12 protein-coding genes are annotated in these 16,453 nt (G+C 33.8%); 4 read left to right on the top strand and 8 right to left on the bottom strand.

What is annotated here, in order from left to right; genetic code table 11:
* Positions 1-125: 125 nt before the first annotated feature.
* Positions 126-1,139, top strand: coding sequence for an aldo/keto reductase (locus QE431_RS11770; RefSeq protein ID WP_307296020.1), 1,014 nt, complete (start codon positions 126-128; stop codon positions 1,137-1,139).
* A gap of 64 nt (positions 1,140-1,203) precedes the next feature.
* On the opposite strand, the gene QE431_RS11765 is transcribed toward QE431_RS11770, so the two are convergent.
* The gene (locus QE431_RS11765) at positions 1,204-1,899 is read right to left on the bottom strand and encodes a LytTR family DNA-binding domain-containing protein (RefSeq protein ID WP_307296017.1); all 696 of its coding nucleotides are present in this window, start codon (positions 1,897-1,899) and stop codon (positions 1,204-1,206) included.
* On the bottom strand, positions 1,896-3,542 hold the full coding sequence (locus tag QE431_RS11760; protein ID WP_307296014.1) for a histidine kinase: 1,647 nt from the start codon (positions 3,540-3,542) through the stop codon (positions 1,896-1,898). Before QE431_RS11760 ends, QE431_RS11765 begins: the two co-directional genes overlap by 4 nt.
* 124 nt (positions 3,543-3,666) lie before the next feature.
* Between QE431_RS11760 and QE431_RS11755 the strand changes: the two genes are divergently transcribed.
* Positions 3,667-6,042 (top strand): outer membrane beta-barrel family protein, encoded by a 2,376-nt coding sequence (locus QE431_RS11755; protein WP_307296012.1) that lies wholly within the window; start codon positions 3,667-3,669, stop codon positions 6,040-6,042.
* Between the two features lie 459 nt (positions 6,043-6,501).
* Here the strand turns inward: QE431_RS11755 and QE431_RS11750 are convergent, their stop codons facing one another.
* Positions 6,502-7,317 (bottom strand): AraC family transcriptional regulator, encoded by an 816-nt coding sequence (locus tag QE431_RS11750; protein ID WP_307296006.1) that lies wholly within the window; start codon positions 7,315-7,317, stop codon positions 6,502-6,504.
* A gap of 29 nt (positions 7,318-7,346) precedes the next feature.
* Entirely contained in the window at positions 7,347-8,342 is a 996-nt protein-coding gene (locus QE431_RS11745; RefSeq protein ID WP_307296004.1) for an SDR family NAD(P)-dependent oxidoreductase, read from the bottom strand.
* Between the two features lie 244 nt (positions 8,343-8,586).
* On the opposite strand from QE431_RS11745, the gene QE431_RS11740 reads away from it, so the two are divergent.
* Positions 8,587-8,946: a hypothetical protein gene (locus QE431_RS11740; protein WP_307296002.1), complete on the top strand. Its 360-nt coding sequence runs from the start codon at positions 8,587-8,589 to the stop codon at positions 8,944-8,946.
* 50 nt (positions 8,947-8,996) lie between these two features.
* Here QE431_RS11740 and QE431_RS11735 read toward each other — a convergent pair whose 3' ends face one another.
* The 4 genes from QE431_RS11735 to QE431_RS11720 form a co-directional block, all read right to left on the bottom strand.
* Positions 8,997-9,521, bottom strand: coding sequence for a PPC domain-containing DNA-binding protein (locus QE431_RS11735; protein WP_307296000.1), 525 nt, complete (start codon positions 9,519-9,521; stop codon positions 8,997-8,999).
* A gap of 17 nt (positions 9,522-9,538) precedes the next feature.
* Entirely contained in the window at positions 9,539-11,071 is a 1,533-nt protein-coding gene (locus tag QE431_RS11730) for a glycosyl hydrolase family 32 (protein WP_307295997.1), read from the bottom strand.
* A gap of 127 nt (positions 11,072-11,198) precedes the next feature.
* On the bottom strand, positions 11,199-13,379 hold the full coding sequence (locus QE431_RS11725; RefSeq protein ID WP_307295994.1) for an HAD-IIB family hydrolase: 2,181 nt from the start codon (positions 13,377-13,379) through the stop codon (positions 11,199-11,201).
* Between the two features lie 172 nt (positions 13,380-13,551).
* Positions 13,552-14,451, bottom strand: coding sequence for a carbohydrate kinase family protein (locus tag QE431_RS11720; RefSeq protein ID WP_307295991.1), 900 nt, complete (start codon positions 14,449-14,451; stop codon positions 13,552-13,554).
* Positions 14,452-14,823: 372 nt separating this feature from the next.
* Between QE431_RS11720 and QE431_RS11715 the strand changes: the two genes are divergently transcribed.
* Positions 14,824-16,452: a T9SS type A sorting domain-containing protein gene (locus QE431_RS11715; RefSeq protein WP_307295989.1), complete on the top strand. Its 1,629-nt coding sequence runs from the start codon at positions 14,824-14,826 to the stop codon at positions 16,450-16,452.
* Position 16,453: the final 1 nt, after the last annotated feature.

Raw genomic sequence — 16,453 nt, 5'->3', positions numbered from 1 at the left:
TTGTAATTCTATATTATAAAAACCAAGATTTAGCAGAAATTTGTAAATCATTCATCATTCGATGTATGAGCACTAATCTTTTTCTGTCTGTACGTTCATTCAGAATTTTTTAAAATAAAATTGCTATGGAACAAAATAATCAAAACAAACGTTATCGTCCCTTAAGTGTATCAGGACTGGGCGGAGTCGCAGCGGGAAACGGATTTCATGAAAATCCCGATACTAGTATTACGCAAGCCTTGGAAGAGGCATGGAATAATGGTGTACGTTATTTTGACACTTCACCTTGGTATGGCTTAGGACTTAGTGAACGCCGCTTCGGGCATTTTCTTAGAAATAAAAAACGTGAAGAATTTACTCTTTCCACAAAAGTAGGCCGTTTGCTTACTCCAGACAAAGATTTCAAATTAGAAAATGGTTTGTGGAAAGGAAAGCTTAATTTTTCTTATCGTTACGATTATTCCGCAGAAGGAATTAGAAGAAGTATCGAAGATAGTTTGCAGCGCTTAGGCCTGCCGTATTTAGATATTGTTTATATACACGATCTCTCTCCAGATAACGAAGATATGAAGGAAAACTGGACAAAGTACTTTGATGAAGCCATGAAAGGAGCGATTCCGGAACTAACCAAAATGCGTGAAGAAGGTATTATACAGGCCTGGGGTTTTGGTGTAAATACTCTTGAACCAGCATTGAAAGCAATTGAGCAGGCAGATCCCGATATTTTCCTTTCAGCAACACAGTATTCCTTAATTAAGCACGAAGAGGCATTAAACAAATTGTTTCCTCTATGTGAAGAAAGAGATATTTCTATAGTTGTAGGTGCTCCGCTCAATGCTGGCTTTCTGGCAGGTGTTGAACGATACGATTATTTGGGAACATTCCCTGACGGTGTAATTGAAAAGAGAAATAGACTGCTTGATATATCTATAAAACATGACGTTGATCTACGTACAGCTGCGCTTCAGTTTTCGGCAGCACCTAATGTTGTTTCTGCGGTTATTCCCGGAGCCTGGAATGCAGAACAGGTTTTTGAAAATGCCAATTCTTTCAAGAAATCAATTCCTAAAGCTTTTTGGGAAGAACTTAAACATGAAAAACTGATTGCAGAAAATGCTCCTGTACCGGATAATAAATAGATATTATATTTTTAAGAGGGACTTTAAGTCCCTTATTTGATATAGAAAAGAAAATGATTAAAATCTATATCAGTTTTTGTTTGATTTCTTTATATTTTGAACGGCCAACAGGTAAAAGTTCGCTATTTTTAAGCAGCATATTATATTTTCCTCCCGCTTCTACAACAAGTTTATCTACTTCCTCCCAGCGGAGAATATAAGATTTGTGTATTCGCTCGAAAGTTGATGGAAGCAATTTTTCTAATGATTCCATAGACTTGTCATGAAGTTCTATACGTCCGCTTGACAAATGCAGTTCCGTATAAATTCCTGCACCTTTTATGTATCTAATATCATTAATTGCGATGAGTTTAATATTTCGCGCTTTTTTTACGGCTAAAAACTGAATTTCCTGACCGTTGTTTTTTTCTGGTGTTGTAAAACGAATAAAAGCTTGTGTGAGTCTGTTTGCATCAAAAGGTTTAGGAACAAAATCCAAAACACCATATTGAAATGCTGTAATAGCCCTATCGGTATAAGCCGAAATAATAATGGTTTGAAAAGATCTTGCAACAACTGTCTGCAATACATCAAATCCGTTTTCTCCATTTAAATTTAAATCGAGAAGCAGTAAATCAATTGATTGTTTCTCGATTGTGTTTAATCCGTTTTCAACAGAATCACAAAGCAAGATCTGAGTATCTTTATCAAAAAAATCGCGAGTCATTCTTTCGATTCGTTTGGCAATTCTAGCCTCGTCTTCAATAATTAGAATTTTCATTTTTTATCAAAAATTTTAATTGTTGTACACCATCCTTTTTCTACAGCAAAAGATTCAAAATGCCAATTATTGCCGTAACTTTCATTTAATCGCGCTTTGATGTATTTAAAACCTGTTCCGTTGCTGTTTTCCTTTTTTCTGTTTCGGTTTTCTGCCATGGTCAACAGAGTATATTGTTTGTGATTTTTTTCTCTGCTAAAGCTCAAAGAGAAAGTAATACAGCCTTCTTTAGGAGGTAAACTATGGGTAATTCCATTTTCTATAATGGTATGAATAACCGCAGGTGGAATTTCTTCATTTGGATCAATATTTTTTTCTTCCCAAGTATAGCATATTTCTTTTCGAAATGACATTATATCCAAATGTTTCCTGCATAGTTCAATTTCCCGCTGAATAGGTATTAGTGTATCTTCCGAAATGGAGTTCATAATATCAAATTCATCTGCCAAAGCGCGAATAAATACAACGCCCTGCTGAGGCGATTCTTCGATCCAGTCAATCAATGAAGTCAGCGTATTACGAAGAAAATGCGGTTGAATATTTTTCTTAACCAGCTCTAACTGTAATCTGGATGAAAGTAATAATGATGCATTATGAGCTTCTTCTAAAGCTTTAGCACGAATGGTATGCAGGTAAAGCATAGAAAGGACAATAATGGTAAAAGCGATAAATAATCCAAAATCATAAAATATAAATTTATTTACAATTACACTTGCCAGTAAACCAACAACTACAATCAACCCGCCCTTAATTTTTCGGATAGTCGCGTCAATAGCAATAATGATGGAGACTGCACACATTGCATAACTAAAATATATAGCTGTAAAATCATAGTGACCGTACCATATAATATAGATTGTAAGAAGACTTATAAGTAAAAGAAATAATAACAGCTTCTTTTTTTTGAAGTCAAACTGCAGCATAAAATACCAAGGAACTAATATGGAGATTACGAATGTAAGTAACCCGACAATCTGTAATCGGTTATAAAAGTTTGTATATGGAATGTCGATATAAAATTTTATATATTCTATGATAAGAAGGCAGAAGAATAGCAGACAAATTATTCCAAAAAGTAAAACTGTAGCTTCTTTGCGAGTGCTATTTATGTAGAGAAAAAAATAATAAATAGAGGCAATAAGAAAAGCTCCTGCCATGAGGTTCATAAAAGACATCACAATAAGTGGTGCACGATGAAGCCTTAAATAGCTTTCAAGTTTTACTTTTATGCCTCGTCTGGACTCTCGTAAATCTGCCTGCGTTCCAATTACTGTTACAGTATGTTTGCCTATTTTGGCCAAATTTTCGGGTATTTGGTAATAAGTCATTTCAGTTCCTGGTATTTCTGCTCGGCCAGATTTAGCCATTTTTCCGTTACTTCCCACTAAAAAGCCATCCCAGTAAACATCAAAAGCACCAAACCCATTAACCTGTAAACCCAGCGGATAGGAAGTGTTTTCTCGACTAATAAGTTCAATATCAATATAAACTTTAAATATAGAATCTGCCGACTGACCCAGAAAATCTTGAGGCTTATCATCATCAACATAATAAGTTACATCCGATTTAACGTACTCGGTATATTGCTTACACGATGTAAACAATAGTAGTAATAAAACTATAAAAAAGGTCGGTCGATACATAAGATAAAGATAAAATAAATATCGAATGAAGAAATGCATTTCGCAAGCTCTTGGAGCCGTTTGCATGTTTTAAAATGCAGTCTGTTATTTTATCAATTAATCTTGTACTGTAAAATTAATAAATATGAAAACCTTAATAACCAGTATTTTAATTCTATTTATTTCTTTATCCGCCGTTGCACAGCAAGCAGATATTTCGGGTAAAGTTCAAAACAATATAACTAAAGAAGTAATTCCGTATGTTACCGTTTCGATACAAGATCGTAACTCTAAAACAATAGCAGCTGGAGTAACTGATGATCATGGTATATTCCGTTTTGAAGGACTTCCAATTGGTAAAATGACTATCTTTTTCAGTTATATAGGATATCAAAATTATTCAATGCCATTAGAAATTACTTCTGGGAAACCCAAAATAGAATTAGGTACTATTAGTTTGTATACCGATGCCGTACAATTAAATGCCGTAGAAATTAATGGACAAAAATCCAGCATCAGCTTAAAGCTGGATAAAAAAGTTTTTGAAGTGGGTAAAGATGTGCTTTCGCAAAATGGTTCTGCTCACGATGTTCTAAATGGTGTTCCTTCTGTAACAGTAAGTCCAACGGGAGGAATAAGTCTTCGTGGCAACAGCGGTGTATTAGTATTAATTAATGGACGTCAGTCTGGTTTAACACAGAGCAATTCACTGGATCAAATTGCTGCCGACCAGATTGAACGTGTTGAGGTAATAACAAATCCATCGTCCAGATATGATGCTTCGGGCTCGGCAGGAATTATCAATATTATATTAAAGAAAAATAAGAAAAGCGGTTTTAGTGGTCAGGTACGATTGGTTGCTGGATCACCAAATGACAGCCGCCTTAATCCAAGTATCAATTTTAAATCAGATAAAATCAATATTTTTTCCAATTTCGGTACACGTTCCTCAGACTATGTTGGATTGTATACTACGAATCAGTCAACTATGAATAACGGTATGCCAAACTATCTTAATCATGTTCAGAATGAGGACCGCCATGATGATGGCAAATTAATTTATCTTGGTTCTGATTATTATATTGATGAACATCGTACAGCTACTGCGGCTTTTTTAAAAAATGCCACACAAGATGACGATAAAACTCAGTTGTTTTACGATTATAGCAGTATTAACAATCCAAAAGATAGTGTTTTGACAAGAGAAGGAAAATCACTTGAAAAAAGAGATTACAACCAATTAGAGTTAAATTATACACAAACGTTTAAGCAGCCCGTAAAAAAATGGACTATTGATCTTCAATATGATTGGTGGAACAGTGATAAAAACTGGAATCTTGCAACACAGCGTACATATCCAGATGTATTGACTTATCCGGGTATTAGAACTAGATCAATAGGAAACAGTAAAGATTTACTTATTCAGAGTGATTTTATTCAGCCAATTGATACTGTTTCTGTTGTTGAAATTGGTGTTAAGACGGAACTGCGTAAAGTCTCAAGCCAGTTTTTGGCTGAGCAGGAGCAGGAAAATATTTGGACAATCTATCAAGATATTGACAATGATTTAAATTATACAGAAACAATTTCTAGTGCTTATGCACAGTATAGCAATAAAGCCAGACGGTTTAACTACATGCTGGGTTTGCGTACAGAATTTACCAAAATTGCTATTACAGATATTAAAAACACGTATAATGATGACAAAAAGTACAATAGATTATTTCCAACCGTTAATTTAGGTTATAAGTTTGAAGCATCTACTTTGCAGTTAAATTATAGCAAACGTATTAATCGACCATCGTTATATGCACTATATCCTTTTAACGAACTGACCGATTTAAATGCACAATATATTGGAAACCCAGATCTTAATCCTTCTTATACTGATGTATTTGAATTGGCATTCCTTAAAACATGGAAAAAGTTTACGCTAAATCCATCTCTTTATTATCAATGGGAAAGCGGTTATATTCAGGATTTTACTTATCGTGAAAATGATATATTTTTTACAACGCCTATTAATATTCAACATGAAATACGAAGTGGTATCGAACTTTCAACATTGTATAATCCGTTAAAATGGCTTCAGGTAAATTTAGAAATGAATTTTTATCATTTTAAACAAAAAGGAAATTATAAGGAAGAGAATCTTGACTATGAAGGAAAAACTTTCACCGGACGTTTAAGCACACAGGTAAAACTGCCATCAAAATTCAGTTTTCAAGGACGTTATAACTTTCGTGGTGCACAGCAAAATGCACAAACAAAAAATAATGCATTGCAATCGCTTGATTTTGGTTTAAGCAAAACTTTACTTAAAGACAAAGCAACTTTGGTATTTGATGTATCAAATGCTTTCGATTTACGCCAAAATAAAAGCACTACAGCTGATACAGATTATTATATTATCCGAAATAGTATTCCAAACGCAGCTCGTTATCGACTTAGTTTTGTATATCGTTTTAATTTGACGGATCCAAAAGCAATAAGACAGGCAAACAGTGCGAATCGAAATTAATAAGAATAACTATTTTAAAATTTTAGAGAGTCTTACTATTTGATATATGGCGTGATTTTTTAATGCTAAAGAGCGTGCAATTTCTGGAATACCCTGCATATGGACTTTGCAGATATAGCCGAATTCTAATTTTGATATAATTTCACAATGATTTGAAATTAATTTCTTTATACTCTTTGTTGTTTTATATAGTTCAATATAAACTAAATATAGGTCGTCTGAATATTCCTTAGGAGTACCAGCGTTTTTTAAAAGTAAGTCAAAATTAATTTTTTTGGTTATTGATTTGTAATTTATTGGTAGGACATTACTGAATTACAATCTATTTTGTCTTTTCGTACTAATTTTTCATAGAATTGAATTTGTACAATCAAATATAGAATAAATCTTATAATTATAACCTTTGATTAAGATGAGATATTTTTGGTTAAAGAATTGTTTTTAGTTCACTTTAATCTTTTAGCGCTCTGTCATTCTTTGTAATTCAGTAGGAGAGAAGCCAAACTGTTTTTTAAAGGCAAAAGAAAAATGCGATAAATTTTCAAACCCAATTTCATAGTAAATGTCCACAGGTTTTTTATTTTTCTCAGTCAGCTGATAATGTGCAGATTCTAATCTTTTTTTGGTCAGCCATCGTTGAGGTGTTGTATTGAAAGCCTTATAAAAATCTCTTTTGAAGGTTGTCAGGCTTCGGCCTGTTAAGTATCCAAACTTTTCCAAAGGCATATTGAACATAAAGTTCTTCTCCATAAAAGTTTTTAAATCAATTTTATGAGGTTCACCAAAATCAGCTAAAACATTGTCAATTTCTGGATCAATGGTTCTAAGGATGGAAATTGCTTCTATGATTTTTAAAGAAGCTATGTTTTCTGGAAAATTTTCCTGCATTTCAAAATACGGAATCAGCGAAGCTAAACAGCTTTCGAGAAGAGGATGTTTATGAAAACTGAAAATTTTTGGGACAGTTGCTTTTCGGCTTGAATTGTCGTGGCTGTAAAATTCCTTAAGTCTCTCAGCCGATAAATGCATGGCAACTGCTTTGTGCGGCAATCCATCTTTTGGAATATTGATAATTGTAGCCAGTTGATTTCTTGGAATTAAAAACGTGCTTCCTGCTCCAAATATAAAACTTTCATCTGCCTGAATAATTTTTGTTTCACCAGAAATTAACCACACAAGCAAATGATCATTAAACGCCGCTTCTGTTTTAAACAGCCTGCCTGTGTAATTAGAAAGTTTAATGTCTGGGTTTATATAATTTACTTGATAATCCATAATTACTTGTGTGGTATAAAGATACAATATTAACTAAGATTGAATTTTATTCCTGTCATTTCTTCGCTTAATTTCCATAATCGTTTTGCATTTGTTTTATCTAAAGAGTAAGGCTTAATTCCTCCAATGATAGACACATCAGAATTTAGATTTGCTATATCTACATTTTCACAATAAACACCGCCAATATTATTGAGCAATTTACTTGTGGCCGCCCAGACTGTCGTGGCCGCACCTTGCGGTATACTCTTTAAAGATGCTGCAACTTCTGGAAGTATGTTCCCTTCGGCATCAGTGTAACCCAATTTTTGAAATAAATCAATTGGAGCTTCTCTTGCTAATTCTGTTTCTCCAACAGCACCTGGACATAGAGAATAGCTGCGCACATTATGGGCTTTTGCTTGAGTATCTAATTCTAATGAAAAAAGATTAATAGCCGTTTTAGATTGTCCGTATGATTGTAAAGTTTCATATTCTCGATTTAAAAAATTAGGATCTTCAAAATCAAAATCTGAAAATTGATGTCCGCCAGAAGAAACATTTACGACTCTTGCTCCATCTGCTTTTTTTAGCGCAGGCCATAATCTTGCTGTGAGATGAAAAAGAGCCAGATAATTGGTGGCTAACTGGGATTCGTAACCTCGATTGTCTCTGCGCAATGGCACCCACATAATCCCTGCATTGTTAATGAGTAAATGGAGCGGTTTTCTTGAATGCAAAAATTTATCAGCAAAAGTATCAATAGAATTTGGGTTCATTAAATCCATTTCTTCTATCATTACATTTGAAATTCCGTCTAAATTTCTTCTCGCTTTTTCTACATCTCTTGCAGGTACGATTACTTCAGCACCTGCTCCAGAAAGTGTTTTAACTGTTTCTAAGCCAATACCAGTATTTCCGCCAGTAACAATGGCAACTTTTCCCGTAAGATCAATTCCGTTTATAACTTCACTAGTTGTAGATTTAGCGTTAAATCCTGAACAAGCACTTTTTTGTAGTGCACCTTGATAATTATTCTGTTCCATTTTTTTTAAATTTAAATTGTTTTATGGGACAAAATTAGATTGTATCAATTGCACTGACTTTGTTTAAACGTCCGAAGTTGTTTTGTTTAAAAGTCCTATTTTTTGCTGTTGAATAATTTTATGATATAAGTATGAAAAGTGTAATGAGGCTTAGCTTAGATAGATATTTGTTTTTATTAATTTTTTTTTACTGTAATTTTGTGTCATATTTATGCCTCAAAGGTGTAAATCATTATAATAACAAATGACTATACAAGATTTAGCAGGTAAATATTCCATTTCTGGAAGTAATCAAGATGAGAGTAGCGAGATAACGTACAAAGGTATTTTAACGTTGACCTTAGATAAAAATAATAGAATTGCAGCACATTGGCTCATTAACGATTCGCAGATTCAAAAAGGACATGGCTTTTTTAAGGATAATATTTTAGTAATTAATTTTAGTTACAAAGGAGACGATAAGAAAACTTATAAAGGTGTTGCAGTTTATAGATGCATTACCAAAGATGTCTTGAATGGATTTTGGTCAGAAAAACACGGAAATCCGCTTTATTTGGGAGCAGAACATTGTTTAAGAATAGAAAGTACTGAAAGATTAAATTAAATCTCGTAGAAAATCCAAACTAAATGTAGATATTAGATTTTCATTAATCTTTATTTCACACAAGGTAACTGCAAAACATTCGCATTCAAAGGCTGTTCAATTTTTCTTTCCAGCTTTTCATCATTCACGGTGATATAAATTTCCATCGAACCTGTTCCAACTTTTAGAGCAAGGATGTGACCTCCGTAAGCATCAAATTTGTCATCGGTTGCAACTCCGTGCATGTGTATCGATGATTTGTTTTCACTCCAGGCAATAGAACCAGTAATACTTCCCATTTCTACTTTATTGAAAGTTTTTGGATGAAATTTCTTTTCTCCAAAATCATAAAAACCAAAAGTAGCATCTTGGGCAAAACCAATTCCTGTAAAATTTGCTGATGGAATTTTTTGTTCTTTTGCCAGATTTTCAATTTGAGAAAGAACATTATCGCCTTCGCGAAGAACCATTAAATAACCATAATTTGTTTTAGTGTAACGACATTTTTGAGTGTCATTACTTTGCTGCGCTTGTGATAAATTAAAAGCCAGACAAAAAAATAGTCCAGTGATAATTCTTTTTATTTGAGTTTTCATAATCGTAAATTTTAAATTTAATTGGTATTTGTACGGGTATCTAACTGCATAATTCTATTATAATCTTCGTTATATTTTTCTGGATCTGAAGCTGCATATTCATTTTCTGGTTCTGGAATTACATGAATTTTTGAATCGCTTATAGAGATAACTGCCGAGCAGACATAAATTCCAACTTTTCCTTCGTTGTATTTAAAATCCAACAAAGTTAATTTGACAATATCATTGATTGATAGTTCGTAATAATTTCCGTAACGGATAATCTTAAAATAGATTTGTTTTTCTTCTCCAATTTCAAACTGATTGGTTTGAATATTTTCGAAGATAAAATTGTTCTTCACGTCTTTTTCATTAAATCCCCAAGCTCTAAACTGAACAAAGCCATTCATAAAATCAATCGAAATATAATATCCTGTTCCTTCTTTGTCACATTCAATTACAAAGCCGGTTTTTCCCATTCCTTCAACAGCAAGAGTTCCTTCCCAGACAAAATCGCTTGAAGGTTTTTCGAAACCATAAATTTCGTAACCGCTTCGACAGCCAAAGCGCCATTTATTTTCATTCTCTAAAACAAATTCGGCGGTTGGATTTCCTAAAATAGGCAAAGGATGAGGCAGATCTTTTTGTAGAATGGTCTTTTGATAAAGTTTTTCCCAGTAATAATAGCTTTTTAAAAGAAGTCTTCCGCTTTTATCAATATCTAATTCTTTTGGCGGCGGAATAACACGGTGTGTGTTCACATTTCCGTCAGCAAAATAAAAATTATAGACCAAAAAGTGTTTACCATCTTTTACAACACGTGCAGCATAATTTCCTTGTGGCAGCAATACATTATTATGAAACGCAAAATATTCGCCTTTAAATTCAGGAGCAGACCAATAACGGACTTTAATATCTTCTCTAATAGATCCTAAAAGATAATGCATTCCCTTGATTTCGAAAACGCATGGGCATTCCACATCGTCATAAACGTATGGAATATGAAGCGGTTTTTGCAACACATATCCTTCTTTTTCTCTCTTGGCAACACCAATGCATCCTCTACGATAAATTGGCCCAGAGGCACTTCGAGCACAGATTAAGAGATAATCTTCGCCTTTAAATTGATATTTAAAAGGATCTCGAAAACTAATCCATTCTCGCGGATTATTATTTTTTCCTTCATAATGCGGCGCTTCGCTTTTAAATGGAAGTCCATATAAGTTTTCTTTTTTCCAAGTAATTAAATCGGTTGAAATTGCTCGGCCAACTTTCTGTTCAATTCCTTTATCTTGACGTTTTAAGCCTGTATAATACATTTCGTAACCATCACCTTCCGATTTTTTGCTGACATGCATAGTCCATAACATATCATCATCCCATTCTCCTGGATCGCCTACAAATAAGGCGTTTTTTACCCTTTTCCACGAAAGACCTTCTTTTGATACTGCATGAGCAATATAATCGTGATTTGGAATAATTAAATGAAATAAATGGTGAATTCCTTTTTCATCTATAAATACATCAACATCTCCAATTTCCCAACTACTAAACCCTGAACCTGAATACATTTTATTACTTATTTAATCTGTTAGTATTTTTTTTTTGAAACACATAGTATAGATCGATAACTATAAAGAAGTTTTATCTATTCAAGAATATAAATTCTATGTATTTATTTTTTTAAGAACCAACTTGTTATTTAATTATTTTATAATGTTTCAATCCTTCTAAAATCCCTTCAGATGCTGCAGTTTTGGCAACGTAAATACTTTTTGTTGTCTCGTAATCTGCCAGCTCGGCACTTCTGTTTCCAACAATAATTCCTTTTACAGGACCTCTAAACATATCTACATCATTTCCTGAATCTCCTGCCGCAATGACATTTGACAACGGAATAGACCACTTACGGCATAGAAATTTGATAGCATTTCCTTTAGAAGCTCTTTTCGGAATAAAATCCAAAAACTGACCGTGACTCGGAATTATATTTACTTTGTACCAGCCCGTTCCTAAAACGCGGATTAGTTCTTCATGATCGTAGTTTTCCTTTTCATAGTAATAAGAAATTTTATAAGGATTCTGAGCTTCTTCTTCCTGTAATTTGATCCATTTAACAGAGCTTAATCTGTTTACAATGTCATCTCTTTTCCATCGTCCTGCTAAAAATTTTGCCCAGCCTTTGTCAAGAATATAATCTTTGCCGTTGGTATAATAAATTTCGGTCCCAACAGAGCAGATAATAAAGTCGGGGAGAGGAAATTCTTCTTCGTCAATTACTTTTTTGACCAAATCTAAATTTCGTCCAGAAGCCATTGCAAAAGCCATTTTATCCGTACGATTGATAAGATGTGTTTTTAATTCCTTTAAACCAGGATTGGCAAGTTTAGGTTCAATAAGAGTTCCGTCAATATCTGAAACTAATAAATGATCGATTTTTCTTTTTAAGCGGCTGATATTAATATTAGGATAGTGCTGTTTTTTAATTCCAGCTCCAGAAGAAAGCGATAAATTTTCATTAATCAATTCCACATATTGATTGACGTGGCTTACCCAGCTGTAATGTTTTTGAATATTGATGGCGCCATTATTAGAATAATATTTCCATTGATTTTCATCGGTTAAAATATTTCGAAGTGCTTTTTTAATTTGATTTTCTTCCTGCGGATCTACTAATTCTCCATTTTGGCAGACAGGAATAATTTCTGATGGTCCTCCGTTTTTGGTAACAACCACCGGAAGTCCCGAACTTGCTGATTCAATAACGGTCAAGCCGAAATTTTCATGCAAAGCCAAATTCACAAAAACACCTCTTTTTTCTGCGGCATATCGATAAATAATAGAAACTTCATTCTCGACATCATGCTTTTTAGGAATGGCCATTTTTCCGTACAAATCGTATTTATCCATTAGCAGAAGCAAGTCAGTCAAAACGTTTTTTTCAGATTCAGGCATTTTGGCTATATCTTTTCGGATACCAGCAAAAATCACCAAATTGGCAATGCTTTGGAGCTCTTTGTCTTTTCCGTAAACTTCAATTAACGTATTCAAGTTTTTATGACGGTCAGGTCTTGAAAGTGCCAGAATAATAGGCTTATGCGGATTGGTAAGAAATTTTGAAATGCTTTCTGAAACCCAGTATTTTCGCTGTATTTCTTCCATATTTTTTTCAGAATCACCTTCTTGAAAATAATACGGAACAAATTTTCTTGTATCTATTCCTGGAGAAATCGCATGGTATTTTCCTAATTCGAAATTTTTGTAAGCTTTATAAGTTTCAATTTCCTGTTCGGTTGAAGTAACAATAAATTCGGAAAGTTCTAAGGTTCTTTCTTCAGCCGCCATTCTTGCTTTAAATTTGAATTTCTTTTCAAGATCTTCCTCAATTTGTCCGCTTTCTAATAATTTTTTCTTTTTGTAGAAACCTAATGAATGTCCTGTATGAGCAAAAGGAATATTTAAAATTGCTGATAATTCTGCAGCAGCATATCCGGCATCGGCATAATGAGAATGCAGCCAGTCGGGAAAAATGTTGTACTGTTTAATATGTTGTACAACGCCATTTACAAAAGTGTCCAAACCTTCCCAAAGTTGTTCTTTTGCCTTGTATTTTTTTCCTAAAAACGGAATTCGTCTGATGTCTAATTTTTCATTGATAATTTCAACTGGAACTGCGTATTCGGGAGAAAGAGATGGATCGTCAATTAATCTTGTAAAAAGGTGAACGTGTTCTACGTCTTCGTGTTGTGATAAAAATTCTGCTAATTCGTAAATGTATTTAGTTTGTCCTCCATTATCGGCATCTCGTCCTATTTCAAGACCAGAACCTTTTAGGAGTCCGTGAATATTTATAAGAGAAATTCGTAATTTTTTCATCATTCTTCATTATTGTTTGAATCGCCAAGTTACTATGCTCATGCTGATTTAGTAGAAATAATTACAGTTTTAATTTACATATTTCCCATGTTTTCCGTGCATTTTCTAATGTTATAACTATAAAAAAACCCGATATTGAGATATCGGGCTTATATTAATAAATTTTAATTTAGTGCTAATTTTTATTTATTAAATCGTCAATAGCCACTAAAGGAATTTCAGGGTTTGCACCATCCGATCCTGCTACTAAGGCTCCTGTAGCACAAGCAAAATTTAAAGCTACCTGCGGTTCTTTGCCAGTTAAAAGAGAAGTCACTAAAGCGCCTAAGAAAGAATCTCCAGCACCAACAGTGTCGGCCACTTTAATGGTATAACCAGAATTTGAATAAAGATTTTTGTCCCATAGCAATAATGCTCCGTCTTTACCTTTCGTTACACATATTGCTTTTGCATTAGTTAAAGAACAGATAAAATTCATGTTTTCTTCTAAAGTATGAAAAGGAGAATTTAAAGCCTGGCTAATCTCTGTTATTTCTTCATCATTAAACTTTATAAAATCAGCAGACTGCATTAATTGCTGGAGAATCTCGTATGTGTAATGGGGCTTTCTTAAATTAACATCAAAAACTTTATAAGCATTGGTAATTAATAATTCTTCAAGCGCTTGTCTGGAGACCTCATCTCTGCAGACTAAACTTCCGTAAATTAAAACGTCTGCATCTTGAACTAATTTTCTAGCCGTATCATTTGGAATAATTTTATCCCATGCAGACGGATATAGAATTTCATAAGTCGCAGATTTACTTTCGTCTAAAGTTACATTCACTAATCCTGTTGGAAAATCGTCTGATTTTAAAATCGTATCTGTATCTAATCCCAGTCGTTTTACCTCAGCAATAATCGCTTCTCCATCCATATCGTTGCCGACACAGCTTATCATATTTACATCAGCTCCTAATGATTTCATTCGAAGTGCAACATTAAGCGGAGCGCCACCGATTTTTTTTTTATTTCCAAAAATATCCCACAATACTTCTCCGAAAGCGACAGCTTTAAGTTTTTTGTTGTTAATCATTATAAATTATCTTTTTGTATGTATTCAAGCAATTTTGATTTTGCAATTTTATAAAAATAGTGAAGATAGGTGGTATATGCAACTCAATTCTTGATTGATGTCTTTGAATTTTTGGATTGTTAACTAAAATTCAGTTTATTCAAAAATTTTAGTTTAAGCCATTGCTAATAAGTTACTGTCTTGAAAATTTTTAAATCCTTAATTTTTTAAGTCATTATTTCCTTTATAAGAAACAATCAACAAAAGTTAAATTTTTACGGAAAGCCGTAAAAAAATACCAAATTATTAAATTATTTTGGCAGCATAATTTACATAACCCCAAATTATATAAAAATGCTTATGCGGAAACTTTACCTACTGTTACTTTTTTTTGTGTCTTTTATTATCCATTCTCAAGATATACTTTGGGAAAAATCCTATGGAGGCACACATGCTGATTACCTTTTTGATGCTCAGCCAACAGCCGATTATGGCTTTATTTTGGCTGGAAGTTCACTTTCTAATAAAACAGGAAATAAGGCAGAAGAAAATCATGGAGATTTAGATTATTGGATCTGGAAGATGACCGAAAAGGGAGAACTGGACTGGCAGAAAAGTTTTGGCGGTTCCGGTTTTGATATGCTTCAAAGTATCAAAAATACCAGTGACGGCGGATTTATTCTTGCAGGAACTTCAAGCTCAGCTAAGAGTTTTCAAAAGAAAGAAAATTGTAAAGGTCTTTCAGATTTTTGGGTAATTAAACTTAATGCAGCCGGAGATGAGCAGTGGCAGAGAACAATTGGAGGAATTGGTCAGGAAGAATTACTCTGTGCCTTTCAAACAAAGGATGGAGGTTATATTCTTGGAGGTTCTTCCAGCTCAAGTCCGAATTCTATCTCAACTTCAAAATTTGACGAAAAATCCTTAATAACCGATCCTTATGCTAAGTCCGAAAAAAGCAGAGGAAATATGGATTATTGGATCGTTAAATTAGATAAGCAAGGTGTTATAGAATGGCAGAAAACCTATGGCGGTCAATATGCAGATTTATTAAGGAGTATGGAGCAGACTTCAGATAACGGTTATATTCTGGCAGGTTATTCGAATTCACCTATTTCCGGCGATAAAACAGAAGGCAATAAAGGAATTGGAGATTATTGGATTTTAAAGCTTAATGATACAGGAGAAATTCAATGGCAGAAGACCTATGGCGCAGATGGAGATGACCAGCCGTATGTAATACACCAGACTAAAGACGGCGGTTATATTGTTGGCGGAAACTCAAACAGTTCTAGTGCATTGAGTAGTCAAGGTGGCATCGTCGGAAATGGAACTGATTATTGGATTTTAAAGCTGGATGAAGAAGGAGAGGTTGTCTGGAGTAAAACATTCGATTTTGGAAAAGTTGACATTTTAACATCGCTGGTAGAAAATAATGATGGTACTTATTTAATCGGCGGTCATGCACGTAATTCTGGCCCAAGATCAGGGGGCGGGTTAATGTCAAAAGCAGCAAGTTTGATTGCTAAAGAAAAAGATGGTATTAACGATTATATAGCTTTAAAAATTAACGATCAAGGAGAAGAAATTTGGAGTAAGACTGTAGGAAGCGGTGGAGAAGATATTCTTAGAAAGTTAATAGAAACTCGTGATGGCGGTTATCTGATGGCTGGTACATCTAATTCTGGTTCATCAAAAGATAAAAATTCCAATATCGGCTCTAATGACTTTTGGGTGGTAAAACTTAAGGATAAAGCCAAGGTAGAAAAGGTTAAAGCAAGCATTGAAGCTATCCCGAACCCAGTTTCGACTTATACCAATGTGATTATTGGTTATGATTTTAATAAAGGAACAGCAAGTGTTGTGGATATGTTAGGCCGCACACTACAGAATTTTGAAATCTCCAGTAGAACGGTTCCAGTTGACTTAAGTTACTATGCTGAAGGAATCTACATTATTAAAATCCAGACCGATGTTAAAACCGAATCGGTTAAAGTAATTAAAAGAATAACAGGTAAATAAA

It is taken from the genome of Flavobacterium sp. SORGH_AS_0622, assembly GCF_030818825.1.
In the GTDB taxonomy this organism is placed as follows: domain Bacteria; phylum Bacteroidota; class Bacteroidia; order Flavobacteriales; family Flavobacteriaceae; genus Flavobacterium.
Note: the sequence above shows the minus strand (reverse complement) of the source record. Positions and strands in the feature narration are given on the sequence as shown.

Coding starts and splice junctions, on each gene's coding strand:
- QE431_RS11720 (WP_307295991.1), bottom strand. CDS start 14,451: ATGATTAACAACAAAAAACTTAAAGCTGTCGCTTTCGGAGAAGTATTG.
- QE431_RS11765 (WP_307296017.1), bottom strand. CDS start 1,899: ATGAAAATTCTAATTATTGAAGACGAGGCTAGAATTGCCAAACGAATC.
- QE431_RS11770 (WP_307296020.1), top strand. CDS start 126: ATGGAACAAAATAATCAAAACAAACGTTATCGTCCCTTAAGTGTATCA.
- QE431_RS11755 (WP_307296012.1), top strand. CDS start 3,667: ATGAAAACCTTAATAACCAGTATTTTAATTCTATTTATTTCTTTATCC.
- QE431_RS11750 (WP_307296006.1), bottom strand. CDS start 7,317: ATGGATTATCAAGTAAATTATATAAACCCAGACATTAAACTTTCTAAT.
- QE431_RS11745 (WP_307296004.1), bottom strand. CDS start 8,342: ATGGAACAGAATAATTATCAAGGTGCACTACAAAAAAGTGCTTGTTCA.
- QE431_RS11760 (WP_307296014.1), bottom strand. CDS start 3,542: ATGTATCGACCGACCTTTTTTATAGTTTTATTACTACTATTGTTTACA.
- QE431_RS11730 (WP_307295997.1), bottom strand. CDS start 11,071: ATGTATTCAGGTTCAGGGTTTAGTAGTTGGGAAATTGGAGATGTTGAT.
- QE431_RS11740 (WP_307296002.1), top strand. CDS start 8,587: ATGACTATACAAGATTTAGCAGGTAAATATTCCATTTCTGGAAGTAAT.
- QE431_RS11725 (WP_307295994.1), bottom strand. CDS start 13,379: ATGATGAAAAAATTACGAATTTCTCTTATAAATATTCACGGACTCCTA.
- QE431_RS11735 (WP_307296000.1), bottom strand. CDS start 9,521: ATGAAAACTCAAATAAAAAGAATTATCACTGGACTATTTTTTTGTCTG.